Source organism: Paenibacillus sp. BAC0078 (genome assembly GCF_054483875.1).
Window position 1 is genome coordinate 355,282 of the sequence record NZ_JBTLRW010000005.1, and the last position, 20,564, is coordinate 375,845.

17 protein-coding genes are annotated in these 20,564 nt (G+C 51.7%); 4 read left to right on the forward strand and 13 right to left on the reverse strand.

The features are described from left to right. Positions 1–40: 40 nt before the first annotated feature. The 10 genes from ACX1DY_RS12960 to ACX1DY_RS13005 all read right to left on the reverse strand — a co-directional run bounded on the left by ACX1DY_RS12960 (position 41) and on the right by ACX1DY_RS13005 (position 13,264). Complete coding sequence (locus tag ACX1DY_RS12960) at positions 41–1,195, reverse strand: winged helix-turn-helix domain-containing protein (RefSeq protein WP_458964602.1); 1,155 nt, start codon at positions 1,193–1,195, stop codon at positions 41–43. A gap of 155 nt (positions 1,196–1,350) precedes the next feature. Beyond that, entirely contained in the window at positions 1,351–6,261 is a 4,911-nt protein-coding gene (locus tag ACX1DY_RS12965) for a chitobiase/beta-hexosaminidase C-terminal domain-containing protein (RefSeq protein WP_458964603.1), read from the reverse strand. Between the two features lie 219 nt (positions 6,262–6,480). Continuing rightward, positions 6,481–6,909, reverse strand: coding sequence for a hypothetical protein (locus tag ACX1DY_RS12970; protein WP_458964604.1), 429 nt, complete (start codon positions 6,907–6,909; stop codon positions 6,481–6,483). Between the two features lie 180 nt (positions 6,910–7,089). After that, on the reverse strand, positions 7,090–8,916 hold the full coding sequence (gene abc-f / locus ACX1DY_RS12975) for a ribosomal protection-like ABC-F family protein (protein ID WP_458964605.1): 1,827 nt from the start codon (positions 8,914–8,916) through the stop codon (positions 7,090–7,092). 457 nt (positions 8,917–9,373) lie between these two features. Further along, entirely contained in the window at positions 9,374–9,682 is a 309-nt protein-coding gene (locus tag ACX1DY_RS12980) for a hypothetical protein (RefSeq protein WP_458964606.1), read from the reverse strand. Between the two features lie 17 nt (positions 9,683–9,699). Beyond that, on the reverse strand, positions 9,700–10,242 hold the full coding sequence (locus tag ACX1DY_RS12985; protein WP_458964607.1) for a P-loop NTPase family protein: 543 nt from the start codon (positions 10,240–10,242) through the stop codon (positions 9,700–9,702). Beyond that, entirely contained in the window at positions 10,232–10,960 is a 729-nt protein-coding gene (locus ACX1DY_RS12990; protein ID WP_458964608.1) for a metallophosphoesterase family protein, read from the reverse strand. The genes ACX1DY_RS12985 and ACX1DY_RS12990 overlap by 11 nt, the downstream gene beginning before the upstream one ends. 39 nt (positions 10,961–10,999) lie before the next feature. Continuing rightward, the gene (locus ACX1DY_RS12995; RefSeq protein ID WP_458964609.1) at positions 11,000–11,776 is read right to left on the reverse strand and encodes a methyltransferase domain-containing protein; all 777 of its coding nucleotides are present in this window, start codon (positions 11,774–11,776) and stop codon (positions 11,000–11,002) included. Positions 11,777–11,911: 135 nt separating this feature from the next. After that, entirely contained in the window at positions 11,912–12,820 is a 909-nt protein-coding gene (locus ACX1DY_RS13000; RefSeq protein ID WP_458964610.1) for a L,D-transpeptidase family protein, read from the reverse strand. A gap of 207 nt (positions 12,821–13,027) precedes the next feature. Continuing rightward, positions 13,028–13,264, reverse strand: a complete 237-nt coding sequence (locus tag ACX1DY_RS13005; protein WP_458964611.1) for a hypothetical protein — start codon at positions 13,262–13,264, stop codon at positions 13,028–13,030. A gap of 15 nt (positions 13,265–13,279) precedes the next feature. Between ACX1DY_RS13005 and ACX1DY_RS13010 the strand changes: the two genes are divergently transcribed. Next, positions 13,280–13,444: a hypothetical protein gene (locus ACX1DY_RS13010; protein WP_458964612.1), complete on the forward strand. Its 165-nt coding sequence runs from the start codon at positions 13,280–13,282 to the stop codon at positions 13,442–13,444. Positions 13,445–13,559: 115 nt separating this feature from the next. On the opposite strand, the gene ACX1DY_RS13015 is transcribed toward ACX1DY_RS13010, so the two are convergent. The 3 genes from ACX1DY_RS13015 to ACX1DY_RS13025 all read right to left on the reverse strand — a co-directional run bounded on the left by ACX1DY_RS13015 (position 13,560) and on the right by ACX1DY_RS13025 (position 17,715). Further along, positions 13,560–14,597, reverse strand: coding sequence for an NAD(+)/NADH kinase (locus ACX1DY_RS13015; RefSeq protein ID WP_458964613.1), 1,038 nt, complete (start codon positions 14,595–14,597; stop codon positions 13,560–13,562). Next, positions 14,594–15,655 (reverse strand): SPFH domain-containing protein, encoded by a 1,062-nt coding sequence (locus ACX1DY_RS13020; RefSeq protein WP_458964614.1) that lies wholly within the window; start codon positions 15,653–15,655, stop codon positions 14,594–14,596. The genes ACX1DY_RS13015 and ACX1DY_RS13020 overlap by 4 nt, the downstream gene beginning before the upstream one ends. 419 nt (positions 15,656–16,074) lie before the next feature. Beyond that, positions 16,075–17,715, reverse strand: a complete 1,641-nt coding sequence (locus tag ACX1DY_RS13025; RefSeq protein ID WP_458964615.1) for an Ig-like domain-containing protein — start codon at positions 17,713–17,715, stop codon at positions 16,075–16,077. Positions 17,716–18,054: 339 nt separating this feature from the next. On the opposite strand from ACX1DY_RS13025, the gene ACX1DY_RS13030 reads away from it, so the two are divergent. The 3 genes from ACX1DY_RS13030 (at position 18,055) to ACX1DY_RS13040 (ending at position 20,107) form a co-directional block, all read left to right on the forward strand. Next, positions 18,055–18,417, forward strand: coding sequence for a hypothetical protein (locus ACX1DY_RS13030; protein WP_458964616.1), 363 nt, complete (start codon positions 18,055–18,057; stop codon positions 18,415–18,417). Further along, positions 18,414–19,049, forward strand: a complete 636-nt coding sequence (locus tag ACX1DY_RS13035) for an ABC transporter substrate-binding protein (RefSeq protein WP_458964617.1) — start codon at positions 18,414–18,416, stop codon at positions 19,047–19,049. The genes ACX1DY_RS13030 and ACX1DY_RS13035 overlap by 4 nt, the downstream gene beginning before the upstream one ends. Positions 19,050–19,597: 548 nt before the next feature. Beyond that, entirely contained in the window at positions 19,598–20,107 is a 510-nt protein-coding gene (locus ACX1DY_RS13040; RefSeq protein WP_458964629.1) for a GNAT family N-acetyltransferase, read from the forward strand. Positions 20,108–20,564 lie beyond the last annotated feature (457 nt).

A 20,564-nucleotide genomic window follows, 5' to 3' on the forward strand; every position in this document is an offset into this window, starting at 1 on the left:
CTTTCTGCACCAACTGTACCGGAGAATTGTCAGAGAAATATCAGAGGGCCTGCAGCAGCCGCTGCAATATGGCTTCCAGAGGCTCTCCTAACCGGTTAACCCCGGATTGCTCAAGCGCAGAGGCAAACAGGTTGTCATATTTGTGCTGCAAAGCCTTCTGGGGCGGGAACATGCGGCAGAAGTGAACAATTCTATACAGTGCGTAGAGCCTAAGCGGAACGAATCCGGACATTTCCAGCACCTGCAGCCCTTCATCCATCAGCTTCTCTGCCTCCCGCGATTGTCCGCGCTGTGAATGCCAGAGTCCCTTTACAACCTTGTAGCTCCCGATTTCCCGTAGAAAAGGCTTCTCATGCAGGATGGTTTCAATCTCTTCGTCCATCCGCTTAAGCTCCTCATCCCCGGTTCCCGCCACCAAATGCACAAAAAGCTCCGTAATCTTCGTCACTGGAATGAAATTTTCAAATTCAGGCGCAGCAATTACCTGATACGACCGTTTCAGACGCGCAAGCGCCCGCTCCGGCTCTCCTGCAAGGGTGAACAAATCCAGAATGGTCAGAATCTCCAGCTCAAGCTGGTAGGGAGGAAGAAGCAATTTACGGGAGATTACCTGCTCGCAATAATTTAGCTTCACCTTGGGATCACCGGAGAAAATATAAAATAGAATCAGATAAAAAAGCCTTTCCGCAAGCGGAACCTCCTCCGTATGCAGCAGCCAGTCCAAATCTCCCTGCACAAAATGAATAACCATAGCATAATGCGGATCAAGCTCGTAGCCGAGAATGTCCTGCTGCCGTGCCAGCGTCAGCATGGATCTGCCTTGCCCGTATACATGGAACCTGGAGAACACTTCGCGCATCGTCTCGCGCAGCTCCGGGTCATTTGCTGTCGGGTTCAGCGCAACCCCTGCGGGAGAGCCCGGCAGCGTCAGACTGTAGCCGAAGCCGCGGACGGTTCTGATGTCCAGACCGCCAAGCCCGCGAAGCTTTTTGCGCAGCCGGTAAATATGGTCGTCCACCGTCCGCTCTACCGGATACTCCAGCGGCCACACGTTATCCAGCAGCTGCTCCCGGCTGAACGTACGCCCTCTGTTACGGTATAAAAACTGAAGCAGCGCGAATTCCTTGGGCAGCAGCTCCAGCGCAATCCCGCCTGCGGTGACCTTATATTCGCTTTCGTTAAATTCGAGAAGCATAACCGAACCTCTTTTCCGGGGATAAGTCCATGAAAGTATTATAGCAGGCCCGGAATCGGCAAACGATAGCGGCTCTAAGCTTCAGGATAAAAAATGCCCCCTGGCTGCTATAGCAAAGCAGCCAGGGGGCATACATTAGACAAGGAGTATCTTGCTTAAATCAGATTGGACTTCTGCAGCAATCTTTGGATGATCGCGGCAACTTCGGCTCTTGTAATATACGCCTGAGGAGCCAGCGTAGTGGCGCTTCTGCCGGAAACAATTCCAGCCTCTATACTGTCCGCGGCACTGCTTGCCGCCCACTGCGAAACACTGCCAGCATCCGTAAATGGACTCAGCAGCTCATCTGCTGCTTTGCCAGGAAGCTTATCTTTTAGCGCAGTGATTTTCATGGCTTTGGCAATGATCGTCATCGCCTGTTCCCGGGTAATCTTGTCCGCCGGACGGAAGCTTCCATCTTCGAACCCGTTAATCAAGTTGGCTGCATATGCCGCCTGAACTGCACCGCTGTACCAATCCGAAGCCTTCACATCGGTGAATGGCGCTGCGCTGTTCTCCAGCTTCAGTCCAAGTCCGCGTACAATGATTGCGGCGAATTCAGCCCGCGTAATATCCGCATCCGGTGTAAACATGCCATTTCCTGTACCGTCAATAATCATACGCGATCCCATATTATTCACGATATCCTTGGCCCAGTGCCCGGCTACATCCTTGAATTCGAGCGGATGCCAGATTATGGAGTAGGTGCTGTTGGTCAGGCTGTTCACTTTTGCATAATATTTCTGGTCAATCGTAGTCACCTTGGTGGGCACATGTCTTACCGAGCCGTCCGGTTCTACCACAACCCCGGTTGTAATTCTATTAGGGTCCATGCCATCCGGAAGAGCAATCATCCGCTCCACATATGCATTGAATTTAGACAATTCGATTGTGCTATTGCCATACATAGCCCGTACCACAAAGTTAAGCGGAGGAGCTATAAGCGTGAATTCTCCCTTAACAGCCGAATTTTCCACGGTTCTTAATGTATCATCTGCTGGAGTGGCGATTTCAATCTGAATGGTTATATCCTTCAGCGCAACCGAGGCTCCCAGTTGTTTCGAAATCGCATCAATGCTGATTTGGCGGGCAGGCAGGGTGTAGGTTGTATTTCCTCTCTTCAGCTCCAGCACCGCCTGCTTTTCATCCATACTCTTGATCATTTGCCCATTTACTAAGCCTATGACAACATCTGCACTTGTATTTACCGGAATGGTAATCACCGCGCCCTGGCCTTCAGCAGCGAGCTTCTCTTCGAGCTTGGTCTGATCAACAGCTACGGTCATAACCGTCTGCCCGTTTACTACAGCGTTAGTTACTATTCCCGCATTTTCCAGCTTACCGTTCACAAGAATATTGAACCCATTGTCCGCTGGTGTTGGTGTTGGCGTTGGTACTGGTGTTGGTACCGGTGTTGGTGTTACCACAGGCCCGGTAGTTGGATTGCCTCCATCGCCACCGGAAGGAGCGCTTGGTGTTACAGCGTTTGACGAAGCGGAAGCGGCACTGCTGCCTGCGCTATTGATCGCTTTTACTGTAAACGTATAGGTCGTTCCATTGGCCAGCCCTGTGATGGTAATCGGACTGCCGGTTCCAACAACGACAACATTGCCAGGTGAGGATGTAACCTCATAACCCGTGATCGCACTGCCTCCGTTCATTTCAGGAGCTGTAAAAGATACCACCGCTTGCCCGTTCCCGGAACTGGCGGTTACACCGGTCGGAGCGCCCGGAGCCGTGTTTGGAATTGCGCTTCTTTCATTAGAGGCTGCGCTGTCTCCTTCCGGATTGGTTGCTTTGACCACAAAATAATATGGTGTTCCATTGTTTAGCCCAGTCGCTGTATAGCTGTAGACCGAACCCCCAACGGTGGCAATTTCACTGCCATAAGCGGCGGAAGCAAGTCTCTGGAATATTTTGTACCCCGTTGATCCGTCCACCGGAGTCCAGAACAAGCTAATCTCCCCGTTGCCTGCAAAAGCAGATTGCAAGAGTGGTGCCCCAGGAAGCGGCAAGGTTGTGTCAGTTACTGTGATATTCAGCGTTTGCGCGGCTCCCGCGCTGAAGTTGAAGGTTAGGCTAGTGGTCCCCTCCGCCAGGGTGGCCAAAAATTCCTTCTTGATCGTTACCGTGCTGCCAGACAAGGTGTAATCCGTTCCCAATGAAAGGTAAGCCACACCGTTCGAAATACTGGTAAGCGTGTTGCCATTAAGAGTCAGCGCTGTTGTTACATCAGCCTGGTTAGCCACGTTTTTATCAAAGCTGGCACTCACCGGATTAATAGTACTATTCTGTTGCACTGTTATTGTGTAGGCTTCGCTCAACACGGGGCTATCTACCATCCCCGCTTTCACGGCGATGGCCTTAATCGTCTTCGCGCTCGTCAACGGGATCGGCGCGCTATACACCGTGCTGCCGCTGGTCGGCGTGCTGCCATCTGTCGTGTAGTAGATCGTCGCTCCGCTCGTTGTTGTGCTCAGCGCCACGGTTGTGCCGGACGCCACCGCTCCTCCGGCTGGGTTCGCGGTTGGCGCATCGACTTGCGCCATAATCGTGTAGGCTTCGCTCAACACGTTGCTATCTGTCATCCCCGCTTTTACGGCGATGGCCTTAATCGTCTTCGCGCTCGTCAACGGGATCGGCGCGCTATACACTGTGCTGCCGCTGGTCGGCGTGCTGCCATCTGTCGTGTAGTAGATCGTCGCCCCGCTCGTTGTCGTGCTAAGCACCACGGTTGTGCCGGACGCTACCGCGCCTCCGGCTGGGTTCGCGGTTGGCGCATCGACTTGCGCCATAATCGTGTAGGCTTCGCTCAACACGAGGCTATCTACCATCCCCGCTTTCACGGCGATGGCCTTGATTGTCTTCGCGCTCGTCAATGGGATCGGCGCGCTATAAACCGCACTGCCGCTGGTCGGCGTGCTGCCATCCGTCGTGTAGTAGATCGTTGCTCCGCTCGTCGTTGTGCTCAGCGCCACGGTTGTGCCGGACGCTACCGCGCCTCCGGCTGGGTTCGCGGTTGGCGCGTCCACTTGCGCCATAGCTCCTGCAGTAGTCATTACCAACTGCGAGTTGCCGGAGATCAGCACTTCACCATTTACATCCAGCAGTGAATAGATCGCATTTGGATCAATGCCTGACATATCGACTCCGGCATCCTGCCAGGTTGAGCCGTGATCATTGGTGTAATAAATCACTGGAACATTGTTGTTATCCGTTACCAGCATATAGACGTTATTGCCCTTTTGCCCAAGTGTTGCTGTCGATGCATAAGAGCTAAAAGCATCTAATACCGTAGGTGCGCTCCACGAAGTTAGATCATCACTTGTACGGGTGAAGACTTTGTAGGTGGTTGAATCATAACCAGTCAGAATGTATTTGCTTCCGTCATACAGAATATTAATTAAGGTGTCTTGCTGGTTCGGGTACGCACCGGACCGATTGACCCAGGTTTCCCCATCTGTAGATGTCCAAATGCTGGCAGCATCCACATACCCTTGAGCGTCATAGCCGTATCCCAGCGCAATGAATTGATTATTGGTGTACGCTATGGAATACACTGCGTCTATAGATTGTGCGGGCAGAGCAGGCTCATGCCAGGTAATGCCGTCCGTGGACGTTTTTATTTTGGGAGCCGTACCCGAACCTGATCCGACCGCAACAAATTTCCCATTGCCAAAAGCGATATCCGTTATGGAGGTCGAATCATTTAAGGTATTTTGTATGGTCCAGGCTGATCCGTCATTCGAGGTGGCCAGCGCAGTTTGGGTTTGAGCCCCTTCGCCGATAGCCACATATTTGTTATTGCCGTAGGCTGCTGCCGTAAATCCCGCAAGCCTTGAAGGCAGCGTCACCTTGTTCCAGGCAGTCAGGTCGCTTGAAGTCCAGATTGCCCCGTCAGCGCCTTCTTTTCCTACAGCGACATACTGTGATCCACTGCCATGAATAATGTCAGTAAATGTCCCGCCCCATTTATAGCTCCAGTCAGAGCCATTCGAGGATACAAGCATCCCTTCATTCCCCAGGCGAAAATACTTTCCGTTCACAAACTTTGAGAACTGGGTGACGAAATTATTTTTGAACGGCTGCATGCTCCAGGTGGTTCCATTCGGCGATGTGTAGACCGCGCCATAGTATGGAGATTCATAGCCGAACAAGTAGTAATTCAAACCATCATAGAAACCATTGAACATCTGGTTATTGTATTGTGAGGAATTTTGCTTAAAAGGAGGTCCCACCAGCGTAAAGGTCGATAAATCTGTCGAGGTCCAAATATACGCCGACGGATCGGAAATAAAGTAGCGGTCGTTCATCCAGGTCAGCATATTCGTTCCGGAAGACGGCCCGCCAGCGGTTGAAGGCTGCGCATTGGTCCAGGTTGTACCATCGGTGGTAGAATAAATTTTTCCATTACTGCCCCCCACGGCTAATCTGGAACCGCTATTACCAGCAGTAACTTGGGTTAACCAAATCGTGGAGTCTACTCCCGCAGGAATGACAGAAGTCCAGGTTATTCCATCCGGCGAGGTCAGAAGCTTCCCTTGTGTTGTCGCATAAAAAGCACCGCTTCCTTTAAAAGTGAGATACTCCACTCTCGATATCCCGGTACTTACATTGGATGTGCGCTGTGTCCACGTGTTTCCGTCCGGCGAGGTCAAAATTACCCCTTCACTCCCGGACACTACAAATAGACCATTTCCATATGCTACGCCATTAAAAGTAAACGACCCGGGATTCGTTACCCCGGAATAATTGATGTCGGCCTTGGTTTTTACATTCTCCCAGGTTTCCGCATCAGCCGACTTGATGATCGCCCCGTAATATCCGACAGCGATATACGCATTGTTGCCGTAAGCCATCCCCGACATTGCGCTCGAGGGCAAATTTGTATAGCTTTTGGCCGTAAAGGTGTCAGGCGTGGAGCTTGCAGCATACAAATCCGCCGGGCGAACCAATAAAATCCCAATCATCCCCAGTAACAACATCCCCATAAGGATATGCGTGGAACCTTTCAAGCCTCTTGTCATGATCGCTGCCTCCAAATAATTGATTAAATTCTATGATGAGCGGCAAATAAACTACGAATAGTTCCATATTTCGACAAAAGGTTACACGATTCCTTCAAAATAATTATAATTAAATTTATTTTTTTGATTTTTAGTTTCATCCAATCTACCGCAAGAAAAGGGATAGAACCGGCAGTCACCCGCTGCCAAATTCCATCCCTTTTTAATGTAACGCTGATTCTATTGCTTCTTTAAGCTAAAAGTGAACTTCCACGTAGCCGTGTTCCCGGAATACCGCCCCCGATTTTCGACTACGGTCACTTTCAGGGCTTTGGTGGTAGTTTTGGTGATACTCGATACCTTGATCGAAGCTGCTTTACTTGCCGAATCCGGGATTTTATCCTGTTCTTCCGCGTATGCTGTAAGCTTCACGCTGTCCGTTGATTTCAGAGTCAGAACTACAGAGTCGCCTTCGGCGATCTCTTTACCGTTGGCATCGGCCACTGTGTACCATTCATTTCCTACATGATTGTTCTCCGTCAGCTCTGCACTGACCAAAGTAACTTTAATCTTTACATTTTTGGCGGCCGCCGAAGTCGACTGCACCGGAACCGCCAGACTGAACAGCAGCAGCAGCATTGCCATAATTCTGATTTCCTTCATCCGCATTTGAGAGTGCCTCCCTCATAGATTACGTGATTTCCACGTGTGGTTCAGCAAACAACCCGGCTAAGACAAACTTTGTCCGAACCGGGTTACAGGCTGTATTAATCTATTTATTTCGCCAAAATATTCTATTATCCTCCATTGATCTGTAACTTATTGTATATTTCTGCGTGGTAGTGGCATCTATCGCAGCTCGCGGATTTCTCGCTGCAGACTCACAATTTCCGCCATCAGCTCACGGTTCGCTGCTTCCGACTCGCTAGGCTCACTGTGCATAAGCTGGGCGAGCCGCAGCTCTAGTAACTGCAGCTCACCTTCGCGGGACTGCTCTTCTGGAGTCAGCACGCGGCTGCGTTCCTTGGCGGCGTACTCCTCATAGGTGCCCGGATAGAATTGCGGCTTCCGCCCGCGTTCCAGCAAAAGCAGCCTGCTGGCTACTTTAGTGTGCAGATAACGGTCATGCGAGACGATAACCAGTCCGCCGGGATAGGCGGCGAGGGCTTCCTCCACACGCTCGCGGGTGTCGATATCCAGATAATTGGTCGGCTCATCCAGCACCAGCAGATTTGCCCTGCCAAAGTACAGCCGCAGAAAGGCTACCCGGCATTTCTCACCAAGACTTAAATCCCCAATCCGCTTGAACACATCCTCCCGGGGAAACATGAAGCAGCCCAGAATCGTCCGCGCCTCGGTCTGTGTCATACCCGGCAGCTCCAGCAGACTGTCCAGAATCGTTGAAGCCAGGGGCAAATTATCCAGCTCCTGGGCAAAATACCCCACCTTCGTCCGGGGATGCAGACGCAACTCACCGCCAGCAGGTTCTATGATCCCTGCGATCAGCTTAAGCAGGGTGGACTTGCCGGCCCCGTTCGGACCCAGCACCGCTAGGCGGTCGCCGCGCCGCAAGGTAAGATTGAAGTTCTCCAGCAGCACAGGACCGCTGCCATAAGCACAGCGAATGCCGCTCATAGCTGCCAGCGTATCGCCCTGGAAGCCTTCGCTTTCCAGCTTCATGCTCAGCTTGGGCGCGGCTTGCGGAAGCTCCACACGGTTCTGCTGAAGCCGTTCCAGGCTGGCCTCCTTGGCATGGAGGCGGGAGACATTTTTCTTCGACTTCGCGCGCAGGAAGTCATTCTGTCCGGCAGCGCGATGTGCCTGCTGGAACCATTCGGCGTACCGTCTGATGCTCTCCAGCAGCTTTTCCTTCTCCTGCTCCTGTTTCTTGTACTGCACAGCCAGCGTACGCGCTTCCACTTCCTTCTGTTCGCGGTACTGCGTATAGGCTCCCGGATAGCGGCGGCAGCCGTGGGGACTCAGCTCCAGCACTGCCGTGGCTGTCCGGTCAATAAAGGCGCGGTCATGGGACACGTATAATACCGTGCCGGGATAATTCCGCACCCATTCCTCCAGCCATATCATTGTCCCCTCATCCAGATGATTCGTCGGCTCATCCAGCACCAGCAGCTTCGGCTGGCGGGCAAGCAGCGCGGCAAGCTGGACTCTCGTCTTTTGTCCGCCGCTAAGCTGTCGGTACGGCAGGCTCCACTCCGCCGGATTAAGCTTCAGTTGGTTAAGACACTTCTCCGCCTTGGCCTCCCAGCCATACCCGTCCAATTGCAGATAGTGTTCGTACACTTCTCCGTATTCGGCCACTGCAGCTTCATCTCCGCCGTCCGACTCTTGAAGCCTGCGGCTCAGTTCTCCCAGTCTGCGCTTAAGAGCCGCCACCTCTGCCGAGCCGGAAATTACATATTCCAGCGCGCTGACGTCAGAGCGGATATCCAGCTGCTGGTCCAGCACGCCCCATTCCTCTGGCGGAAGCCCGTAAGCAACTGTCCCCTCCTCGAAGGAGTACCGGCCGAGCAGACCCTGCAGCAGTGTCGTCTTGCCAATCCCGTTGCGCCCGAACAGCAGGACGCGTTCCCCCTCGGATATTTCAAAGGAGACATCCGCAAACAGCGGGATGCCGTTCCACTCTTTGCGTATATTTTTAACTTTAATCAAGGTCATATCCATTCCTCCGCTTCAATAAAGCAATACAAAAAAACCGCAGCGGGCGGCCTGCGGCATAACATGTATGAAGGAGGGAGATGCCGTGAAACAGCACTGCGGACCGCATTTCCCCGCTGCATGGCAGGGCAAGCCGTCAACATACAAGCTGCTTTCAAATGTAATAAGCATCGCAAGTTCCCCAATCGACACACGTATCCCCTGACCGTACACCCCAAACAGAAACTTTATAGCGCGCAGCAAATAAAGTTCTATATTTTAGGGCATCCCGTGGCTTGTGCATATGCACATCACAAGTAAAAAGGTCTTTTGACAAGGAATCGTGTTAGTTATTCATCGGCTTGGGTGAACCTCCGTATTTGTCCGAAATGCAATAATACCCAAAGTATAAAGAACCCTATCCCAAGAAACAAGGTCAAGAACAGTTATAACAAAAGTTGACCACTGGACAGAAGCACTAGCCTAGAATCGGTACAGCAAAAGGTGACAGAATCAACAGCAGCGAAAGAAACGTCAAGCTTGCAGTCAAGGACCTTCCCAGTTTCTGATTTTTATCCGATTGGAACCATCCTTTGAACTGCCAATAATTACGGTACAGCACAAAAAATACAATGAAATTCCCTACGCCGGCGCTTTCAGGATACAATGTCCTGTCGTACAGCAGCTTAAACAGCTCTTGCTCCAGACCACCCAAAACAATCATCGTCAGAGCCAGCAAGAATAATAGCCGGAGTATTTCCAGTACAAAGGTTGCCAACTTACCCACCCTGCTTCACCTCTCCCCTAGCGCAGAACGCGCGATCCAGCTCCACCGGAATCAGCATACCGGCTGACGTGCTGCAGAATTTCCTGATTGTTATTCACAATAATTAGCTTTTCCGCAAATGGCTCCGTCAGCTTCATAATTTCCGGTACTCCCTCCCGGTCAAAGCCGCGGTTCCATTCAAACAGCATCACGTACAGGTTTTTAAAAGTTTGCTTGTAATTCCCCCGCTCCAGGCCCAGCCTTGTCTTGACGAATCTGCCCACTACCCGCAAATCCCGAACTACTCTGCCTGGTCTGATCAGAAAAATCACATCCGCCTGCCGGAAGCTCTCGCTCCCCCATTTGTAGTGTGCCCCTTCGATGATCCACTCGCTGGAGGCTACGGCTTCCGCTAACTGAGCGTCCCTGACTTCCACTGAGTTCCTGCAATTTTCAATGCTTCTGTCCCATACAAAATTATCGGTTTCATAGCACGGTATCTCGTAACGTCTGGACAGCTCTTTGGCAATATAGGATTTGCCGCTTCCACAGCTTCCAATAATCCGGATTCTAATATCCATCTCTCCCATGAAATATTTTCAGTATAAAATCCTTGTCCGGCACCCCCAGTTCTGCATACGACCGGATAAAATCCGTATTGTCATACGGAATCTCCAACAACTGCACATTCAGCTTGTCAGTGTTGACATTCACTATTCCATATCTCGCAATAGAAGCTGGAGAGTGGGCACAGCCCAGCGCCCCCGGATTCACAAACGTTCTGCTATGCGATTCAAAGTGGTGGACTATATGATGATGTCCATAGGCGACCAATTTATAATCCAGCCCACTATACATCTGTTCCAGCGAATCTGTGCTCGGATCGTTATCTATCGGCTGAAACCACTGATTTGAATCAAGATGATAATGGGTAAAAAGCATAGGCACACCGCTAATGGTTGCATCCACTGCCTTCTGCCAGTTGCTCATTATCTTCATGTAAGCGGGATTCATTCTTTCCGCCACCCATTCATGATGCCTTCTCTCCGCATGATGCCCTGGCGGCGGCTCTTCTTTGCGGAACGCGGCCAGCACGGCCAAATCATGATTGCCACTGACAAAAGAAATCTGTTCCTGCCCCAGCAGCAGCTCAAATACACGATTAGAGTCAGGTCCAATGCCTACCACATCCCCCAGGCAAAAAATTTGCCGGATTCCCCTGTCCGAGATATCCTTCAGCACCGCTTCCAGCGCTGGAGCATTGCCATGAATGTCGGTCAGAATTGCAAATGCAGACAAGTCCATCACCTTCCTAAAAAAAGTCTCTATCATCCGGCCTCACCTTTTCTCGGCAATCCAGACCGTCCATCTGTCCTTTTCTTCGATGTGCTGCAGTTGGCCCAACTTTACTTCTATGAAGCCGAGCAGTTCGGCGAGTTCATCATCTGACAGCTCATGCAGGATCGACCGTCCCGTACGATTCAACAGATCAGCCTCCAGCCCGGAGAAATCTTCATAGATTGTCCGGGTTTCCCAGAACTTGAGCTCGGCAATGACCTGAAAGCCGGCAAGCTTCAGTTCATCCTGAACCCGCTTGCTGGTATGCCTTCTGCCGGTTTCCTGCTCAAGCAGACGCGGGAATTTTTCGAAAAAGTAGCCCCTCAGGTGCGTTCCGCTTCCCGGCAGCGCGCAGTCTTCGGGAGTCCGGTCCTGAATAATCAGCCTGCCTCCCGGCTTCAGTACTCTCCAGGCTTCACCGAAGCACTGGTCAAGCTGCTGAAGATGATGAATCAAGGCACGCTCCAGCAGCAGATCAAAGGTATCAGCCTCCAGCCTGGTATCCAGCGCACTGCCTTGGACAAATGATATATTTTCAAGCCCCGCACAGTTCCGCGCGGCCCCCTCCAGCATTTCTTGGGAGAAATCCATAGCCGTCACCCGCTCCGCTCCCGCCGCAGCCAGCGCCTTGGAATAGATGCCGCCGCCGCAGCCCAAATCAAGAACCCGCTTGCCGCGCAGCCGGGCATACTCCTCAATCATCTTGATCCACCGGTTCTCAGCCGTCCGTGAAGTATAGCTCCATTTGTTGCTGCTATCGTGAAAATCAATTGGCATAAGCTGTCTCCCCTTCTTCCTTTCCCCTGCTTTCTTTCTATAACTTCAATATCTACCCTGTAATTCCTTCCACTATAAAAAGACCGCAGCAGGCACTGCACCTGCTACGGTGAGAGGATAAAGTACAAATTAGTTCTAAAATGTTACAGTGGCTTTCTGCTTGCTCCACTTAAACTGTAGCCCAAACAGCTCTGTCAGACTGCCGAGCGGGAGATACAGACGGTTATTTACGTTTTTGGATGCGGTCATGGCTACGGTTGTGCCGTTTACTGTTGCTTGATTGGTCAGCGGCTTATGCATCGCCGTGCGGTTCCCTATGGTGATGATCATCGCGCCGGTTTTTGGATCTTGCTGCAGCGTGCCTCCCAGCAGGGCCACGGATTCTTTCAGCGGAACAAAAACACGCGAATTCTCCAGCACGAATTCATCCTTCAGCTTCACGGCTTTGCCGTCAATGACGAACGAACCGGCAAATGTTGTGGAGCCTAGCGAATATCCGCTTTTGACAGCAAGACTCTCCATGCTGAGCGTTGAAGAAGTGATTACCACAGTTGTATTCTTGGCGACTTTCGGATACAGCCAGTGGATGTCATCATTATGCATGCGGATACAGCCGGCACTGACATATTTGCCGATGGAGGATTCATTATTATTGCCGTGAATGGCATACGTTGTGCCTTTCGTACCGTTCACTTCCAGCCCCAGCCAGCGGTCGCCGAGCGGATTGGCCGGATCGCCTCCGGGGATGTGCTCCTTATAGTAAGGTCTGTTTTTGATCTTGATTACAATTTTGAAGCGGCCTTCAGGCGTTAGACTTTTGTTTTTGCCTGTGGCAACCGGAAAGGACCGGACCATCTTGCCGCCGCTGAAATAGCCCAGCGTGTTCGTTTTTTTATTTACAATAATGAGATCCGAGGATGCCGACGCCGATGCCGGAGCCGCTCCTGTGAAACAAACCGTAAGCAAAAATACAAATGCAAGTATCACCGCCAGGCTTCGCGCCACAAAGCCCTTCATTCTAAAAAATTGACCCAGCAGATTCATGCTGCCCCACCTCCAAGTAATGGGCGATTCTGGAAATCACCTTTTTATTAAACGAAATCAGGCAGCAAAAGTTTCAGTACGGCTTGCTCCTTTCTGTTTGGCTCGTCCTCCTGATTATGTGGTTACATGAATATTCAGCACCTTCCTCACAGATAATAAGGGCGCATTACAAAATCGAGCCTGTCTAGGAGGAACAATACTTTGAACTCAATGATTTCCAGCCAGATCAACCAATGCGAACAAATCATCCAGCAGCTTGTGAACCAGACCCAGCAGGGCACGCAGAATTACCAGCAGCTCCTTCAGCAAGAACAGCAGCATGCCGCCAAGCTTCAGGAGCTTAGCCAGCATAGCCAAAAAGCCATCCAGATGATTCAACAGTCGCTTCAGGGGCATCAGACTGCGATGCAGCAGCTCCAGCACATCTCCCAAATCACTAGACAAATGGAGCAAAGCTCCATGACAACCAGCTTTAATCCGGGCATGCCAGCTTACAGTACAGGGGGGCACAGCTACAACCCCGCCTTTAATCCCTCGTATGGACAGCAGCAGCCGATGCACACTTCCCCAATATCCGGCTCATCCTACGGCTCGCCAATGAATCAAGGACGCAACTTCCAGTAGCTAGTTGGCGGGGTAACGGCCCATCAAGGCGATGATGCGTAGCGCTCCGGGGCGGCTATTCTTGCAGATTATTCTGCGGGAGTAGCCGCTTTTTCGCTTTATTAAGGCGCGTTCATTACACCACCAGCCGTCCGCGCTTCTCAGCCAGGCTAATTGTCGCTTCGACGCCGGAGTTGAACTCGAGAAAGTCGCTCTCAACACCATCGCTAAAAATGACTCCGTCCTCCGGCATCTGAGAGGTAATCTTCAGTGGGGCATGATTGCTGATCTGTCCGAGGACCAGGCCGGCAGAGGTGGTCCGGCTGGGAAAGGGCTCCCGAACCGTAAAGATCAGGTGCGGACGATCCCAGGCCAGCGGCTGCTCCATGAATGTGCCGCCAGCCGGATTTGCAGGCAACCCCCCTGAAGGAGCACGCCCATCTCTTCCGGCAGCTTGCCCCGCGGCCTGCCCGAAATCGGCCGCAACTCCCGTCATCTGAAGCTGCGCCGCGCTGCGGGATATTCCCGCCGCTCCGGCGAGCACACTTTTGAGCCAGCCGGTAGAGCCCATGCCGGTGGAGACGATAATACCGCTGGAGGACTGCTGCTCGGCGATGCCGTTCAGCTCCATCTGATAGCGGGCGGACACATGGGTTTTGCGGCCAATGAATAAGTCATTGACGCCGTAGAGGCATTGCCCGTCATTAAGCTGCGCTTTGGCAAGCGTGACCTCGCGCACCTGGCGCTGCCCCCGGAACACCTCGGGCACAAGCGTCCGCAGATCCTTGACGGTGAACGGCAGCAGCACACCATCCCAGCGTCCGGGATCGGGATTTACCCCGATCAGGGGCTGCTCATGCAGGTATTTTAGCGTATTGGCTACAAGTCCGTCCTGTCCCAGCACAACCACCGTATCCTGATCCCCAAAGATGAAGTTCGGCACATGCTGCCGCTCCAGCAGCTGCACCCGGCCCACCGCGCTAAGCTCAATGACTGCAGTCTCCACAGCCTTCCGGTAATGAAAATCTTCGCTCATATAATCACTGAAATCCGCGCCCAGCCGTTCAATATAAAACTGCGCCTGCTGGATGGTATTGTAGCGGACGACCAGCTCTTCGAGACGAGTCTTGCGCTTAATCAGAATGATTTTATTCTCTGAAGCTCTGCTGCTCATCGTCCACCCGCTCCTTTATTCACCGCTGCACCGCTTCCTGCCGAACCCGGATTAGCCATAATGCCCTGCAGAAGATCAGGTGTAATGTTCAACTGGCCGATTTTGGCCGCATTTTCCGCCAGCTCCTGGAAGGCGATTGCAATCAGCTTATCAGGCTTCATGCCAACATTGGTCAGTGCTTGCAGCACACCTGGGGCCACACCCTGCAGTGAATTCATCACCGCCGACAGCTCATAGGCTTTGGCATCTGCTTCAGCCCGCTTGTTCGCTACGGTCAGCCCGATCAGCTCCTGCTTCTTCTCTTCAAGCGCGGTATCGAAGCTGAGTTGCTCCTCCTTCATCGCATTCTGCTTCTGCTTCACCGAACGCTCGGCGTCGAGCTGGGTTTCGCGGATCTGCTTTTTCTTCGCCTCCACGGCAATCTCCGTATTCAGCTCATTCTCCTTCACACGGCGCTCCTGTTCAATGGAAGCATTGCGGCGTTCATAGAGCGCATTGTCGGCGCTGCGGAGAATCTCTTCCCTGGCCTGTGCTTCTAAAGCACGCAAAGTTTCCTTATTCGGAACAATAGCCAGAATCGACAAACCCATCAGCTCAATGCCCAGCTTCTCAATCTCCGCGTTCCGTTCAATTTCCTGAGTGATGGTCTTCGCCAGACGTTCACTGGACTGAATCGCCTCCCGCAGCGGCAGCTGCTCTAGCTGCTTCTTGGTCAGCACCTTGGCGACATTAATCACGCGCTGGGCCAGCTTGCCGGGATCATCGGACAAGTACGTGTTTTTCCGCAAATTGTAGGTATAGTTCAGGATCTGCGTAGTCTTGCGGTAGTCAACAATCCGGTAAGTGAGCTGCCCCTGCACCGTCACCGTCTGATAATCATTCGTTATCTCTTCGAACATGAACGGAACATCAATCGAGGATACCGGAACCACAACAACCGAAGTCGTAGGCGCATAATAGTGAAAAGAAAGCCCCACTCCCTCGCGCACGACCTTGCCGTTCTTCACCTTGAGCACATAGTCACTGGGCTGGAATTTCACAAATCTGAATCCGAACATGGACAAAACCTCCTGTCTTCTTGTTATTAACAATTCGTTATTAACAGAATCATAGCACGATTTATTGATATTATCAAGTTGTTAATAACAAATTCCGTATTGGAACTGTACCCGCTGCAGCAATCCAGGTCCTGCTAACTCTTCTACTGTATTTTCTGCAATTGAATTAGGCGCAGCACCGTGGATTTTCAATTCTGTTGCACTTTATACACTCAAAAAGACCGATCCCGCCCATTTCCTGCATCTCAGCTAAAATCCGCTGTACCAAATACAACAGAACCCTTTTTTTGCCGAATAATGCTGCGATCTACTGTATAAAGTGCAATTGATTATTTCCAACAAAAAACACCGCACCCTCCAATTTTGGAGAATGCGGCGAGCACTTTTGTAATGAAAGAAAACCCAAGCGAACAACGCTGCTATTTCACAGTCACTTTAATTTTGACGGTCTTGCCGCCGTATTTCACCGAGATATAAGCTGAGCCTTTGCTGTTCGCCTTAACCAGCCCGTTCTTCCCGGTAGCTACCAGTTCTTTGGTCGATGCCCAAACCGCGCTTTTGGAGACATCCGACTCACTGCCGTCTTCAAAGGTGGCCGTTGCCGTTAGCTGCACGGATTGGCCCTCAGTCAGCGTCAGATTCATCTGGCTGACCTCCAGATATTTCAGCACATCTACTGTGACTGGAATTTTAACGGTTTTGCCGCCATATGTTGCGCTCACGTAGGATTTGCCGTAACCGACCGCTTGAAACGTGCCTTTGGTCGCCGTGACAATTTTGTAGCTGCCGCTTTTCCACTCTGCTTTGTCAGTAACATCTTTGGTTCTCCCGTCACTGAACGTAATGGTTACTGTGGCTTTAGCTGTTTCGCCGGATTTCATTGCCATGTTAGTCACGGAAGCTTCAATCTTCGATATTTGATCCACTTCCACGTTGATCATGATATTCTGGCCTCCGTAGGAAGCGGTGATCGTCGTCTTGCCTTTCAGAACACCGGTCACCAGGCCCTTCTTCACCGTTGCTGCCGTTGCCTTGGACGAGCTCCATTCTGCATCTGCAGTCACATTACTTTCTACCCCCGATGAATCAGTAGCTGTCAATGTGATCTGCTCTTTGTCTGCAGCCGACATCGTAATCAAGCTTACGCTTGCAGCCAGCTCATCGACCAGGCCCACATTGACCGTAATCGTAGCTTTTACCGTGCCTACTTTGGCCGTGATCACCGCTGTACCCACGCCGACGCCGGTAATCAGTCCATCTTCGACCGTGGCAATCTTCGCATCACTGGTGCTCCATTCCACCTCATCCGTCAAGGTTTTGTCCGTGCCGTCACTATACCCGCCGGTTGCTATAACCTGATAGGTCTCATCTTCCTGAAGCTCCACCGTCTTCGCCTGCAGCGTCAGCTTCTCCGGTGTTCCCGCCGTTACCTTGATGCTTGCAGTCTTCCCGCCATAAGAGGCGGTGATCACTGCGCTGCCTGTAGCATAAGCGGTAATCGTGCCGTCACTTGCATCTGCGATGTCGGAATGATCCGAGCTCCATACCGCATCGTCCGTCACATCCTGTGAGGTTCCATCCTTATAGCTGGCCATCACCGTCACAGATTTGCTCTGGTCAATGCCGAGGTTCAGCTTGCTGATGGTAACATTTAGCCGGGAGGCTGTTTCAACATTCACAGTAATCGTAACGGTCTTGCCGCCGTATGCTGCAGTCACTGTGGTAGTTCCCGACTTGTAGCCTGTAATCAAACCTTTGACTGCAGTAGCAACATTCTCATCTGCCGAGGTCCACACCGCTTCATTTGTCACCACACTGGAGACACCTCCCGCGTCCAGCGCGGTCAGCACTAACTGCTGCGTTTTGTTCAGCCTAAGGAATACACTGTCATCGTCCACGCTAAGCTTATTGCTTTTGCCTACAGTGGCAGTTACGGTTACATTCTTCGAGCCGTAGCTCGCAGTGATCGTTGTATTCCCTTCGCTGTACGTGGTAACACTGCCTTTGGACACATAAGCTACCGCCTCATCGCTGGAACTCCAGGTTGCCTTATTGGTCACATCCGCCGTGGTTCCATCGGCAGGTGTGAAAGTCTCATTCTACTTCAGATAACAACGATTTAATATCATTTTATTGCTTATGTATAATTGGATGTCCGGCCTTCTGGGCAGACCCTGCCCCTCCCGGGAAATTTGCAAGTTGAATGCATCATAGCAACCGAAACTGAATCTATTCTGAAAGTTGTCCAAGTCTTATTTTTCGCTAAAAAAATGCAGCTTGCACAAAAGCAAATCCGCTATTGAATTTTGTCCATTGAGTAACAGGTGACTTTATTTTATGATATTTCTTGTTTATCGAGAATGATTATCATTATTGGCATTTCAGGAGGTATAGATTTCATGAGAACAACAAGACAACCTTTCGCCGTATTATGCGTCATCTTCCTGATGGCCACGCTGCTGCTCGCATGCGGCACATCTGAGAAAACACCGGCCGCAGAGACGCGCACATATAAGGATTATGTGGGACATACTGTGGAAATCCCGGTTCATCCCAAACGGGTGATTTTCTCGGGAGAAACCTATGGTGATCTGCTCGCGCTGGGTGTACAGGCGATCGGATATCCGCTTTCAATGGGCGAAGATCAGGTTTTTGAGGATAAGCTGCAAGGTGTGGAGGATGTCGGATTCCCGATCAATCTGGAGAAGACTCTGGAACTGCAGCCTGACCTGATCTGGACCCGCAGTTGGCCCATTCCTTGAACCCCGACCTGATTATTGTCGCGAATGCGGATGAAAAGGTCTATAGGCGTATCTCCGGCATCGCCCCCACGCTCACCTTCGATTCATTCGCGCCCCTTGAGCGCCGCATGCGGATTCTGGGAAGCTGGCTGGGCAAGCAGCGTGAAGCCGAAGCCTGGCTTGAGTCCTATAGCGCCAAAAACGCCGCCATGTGGCAGCGTCTTTACAGCGGTATCCTCCAGCCTGGCGAGACCGCTTCCGCACTGTTCTACGACCATGGCAACCATCTATTCGCCATGGGAATGTCCGGATTATCCAGTGCCTTGTATGCCCCTGGCGGCTTGCAGCCGACAGCGGAAATCCAGGGCATTCTGGATCAGGAGCTGGGCTTCGCGGAGGTTGACCCGGTGAAGCTGCACACCTATGCGGGAGACCGCATCTTCATGCTCATTCCGCAGCGCGAAGACTCCCGGGCAGCTATGGAGCTGCCGCTGGCAAGTCCGCTCTGGAGCAGCCTGCCCGCCGTCCGCCGGGGCCATGCCTACCTGCTCGACGGAGCCAAGTGGAACTACGGGGACGCCATGACCCGGGAGAGGCTGCTGACTCTGCTGCCCCGGCTCCTTGGCGGACAATCCAGGCTGCAGCCCGGTTGAACGGACACTAGCATTCAGCGTTTAACTGCATTTTGTGCAGGTAAAACCCGTCTTCTCAGTACCATTATGGAAATAACTGCATTCCATACAATTATATTAGCGGGATTAGGCTAAAGAGGGCCTGATCCTGTTTTTTAATTGCACAGACTGCATTTATTCGTACAAAATCGTCGAAACGGCTCTGAATAATTGTAGTAAATACAGTTATCCCGCTTGCACTCCCGGTAAGATACCAAGATACTGGCTGCATCGCGCAGGCGTCTTATCTGGCCCTCCTGAACGGCGGCATGCTCAAATTTCAGCTCAAATCCCACTCCCTCACTCTGTCTGTCAGCTTAACGATTAATCTTGCGCCTCTCACGGCTACAGCCCAGCGCTTCTCCGCAGCCTTTGGCAGAAAAGGACTCATACCTAACATCTATATGCCGCATAAACATTCGCTTTAATTTGGAATTGTAAACTTTTATTACATGAGTATAATGGATTTTGTGCGGAATCATTCATATCGAAGCTGCTACAAACCTTGTGTACGAGAGGAATGAGACTTGATGGGCCATGAAATCACCATTGCATTGCTAGATGAATTACAGCCGGATATTGCCCGGCAATTGAACCGGTTGCTTATAGACGTGGTAGAAGACGGCGCCTCTGTCGGCTTCCTGCCTCCGCTGGCCGTAGAGGATGCCTCTGATTACTGGCAGGGGGTGCTTGGCCCCGGTGTGCTTCTCTGGGTAGCCTTTGAAGGTGAAACCATTGTAGGAACTGTGCAGCTCCATTATGTAACCAAGCCGAACGGTGCGCACCGGGCGGAAATTGCCAAGCTGATGGTGCATCCGAAGCACCGCCGCAAAGGCATTGCCGGGATGCTGATGGACACTGCAGAGCAGACAGCGGCTGCGAATGGCCGGACCCTGCTGGTGCTGGATACACGCGAAGGCGATCCCTCGAACCTCCTGTACCAGTCACGGGGCTTCGAGAAAGCGGGCACAATCCCGGAGTACGCCATCTCCCACGATGGTAACAAGACCGGCACAGTGTTTTATTACAAGCATCAATAGCCTATTAAAGCCCGGGCCGATGAACGATTGCCAGGGACGCTGGCACATCATATCAAGCTGTCCCTGCCACTCACTCGGCTTCACAAAAGATGTGATGATAGAGCCGAATCCGCTTCCCCGTCTGTCCTGCATGCTGTACATACGGGGCTGTGCTTTCGGCAAACCAAAAAGCAGCGGAATTTCTCCACCTAATTTCCCGTTCATCGCTCGAAATGAAGTTTTTACTGGAATTTCTCCACGTAATTTTGCTGTATTTAGCCTTCAAGGGATGTATAGCAACAATTAGTTGGAGTTAGTCAGACTGTTGAGAAACCCAATAATTCAATACGACATCGCATTCATTTGGTATAATATAGGTAACTTTGTAAGAAAGTGCGGTGTCTCATGTTAAACGAGAAGGATCAAGGGAATAGCGGGAAATATCAAATGGAGCTTGTCTGTTTGGATCAGTTGGTTC

Coding starts and splice junctions, on each gene's coding strand:
- ACX1DY_RS12960 (WP_458964602.1), bottom strand. CDS start 1,195: ATGCTTCTCGAATTTAACGAAAGCGAATATAAGGTCACCGCAGGCGGG.
- ACX1DY_RS12965 (WP_458964603.1), bottom strand. CDS start 6,261: ATGACAAGAGGCTTGAAAGGTTCCACGCATATCCTTATGGGGATGTTG.
- ACX1DY_RS12970 (WP_458964604.1), bottom strand. CDS start 6,909: ATGCGGATGAAGGAAATCAGAATTATGGCAATGCTGCTGCTGCTGTTC.
- abc-f (WP_458964605.1), bottom strand. CDS start 8,916: ATGACCTTGATTAAAGTTAAAAATATACGCAAAGAGTGGAACGGCATC.
- ACX1DY_RS12985 (WP_458964607.1), bottom strand. CDS start 10,242: ATGGATATTAGAATCCGGATTATTGGAAGCTGTGGAAGCGGCAAATCC.
- ACX1DY_RS12995 (WP_458964609.1), bottom strand. CDS start 11,776: ATGCCAATTGATTTTCACGATAGCAGCAACAAATGGAGCTATACTTCA.
- ACX1DY_RS13000 (WP_458964610.1), bottom strand. CDS start 12,820: ATGAATCTGCTGGGTCAATTTTTTAGAATGAAGGGCTTTGTGGCGCGA.
- ACX1DY_RS13010 (WP_458964612.1), top strand. CDS start 13,280: ATGACAACCAGCTTTAATCCGGGCATGCCAGCTTACAGTACAGGGGGG.
- ACX1DY_RS13015 (WP_458964613.1), bottom strand. CDS start 14,597: ATGAGCAGCAGAGCTTCAGAGAATAAAATCATTCTGATTAAGCGCAAG.
- ACX1DY_RS13020 (WP_458964614.1), bottom strand. CDS start 15,655: ATGTTCGGATTCAGATTTGTGAAATTCCAGCCCAGTGACTATGTGCTC.
- ACX1DY_RS13030 (WP_458964616.1), top strand. CDS start 18,055: ATGAGAACAACAAGACAACCTTTCGCCGTATTATGCGTCATCTTCCTG.
- ACX1DY_RS13040 (WP_458964629.1), top strand. CDS start 19,598: ATGGGCCATGAAATCACCATTGCATTGCTAGATGAATTACAGCCGGAT.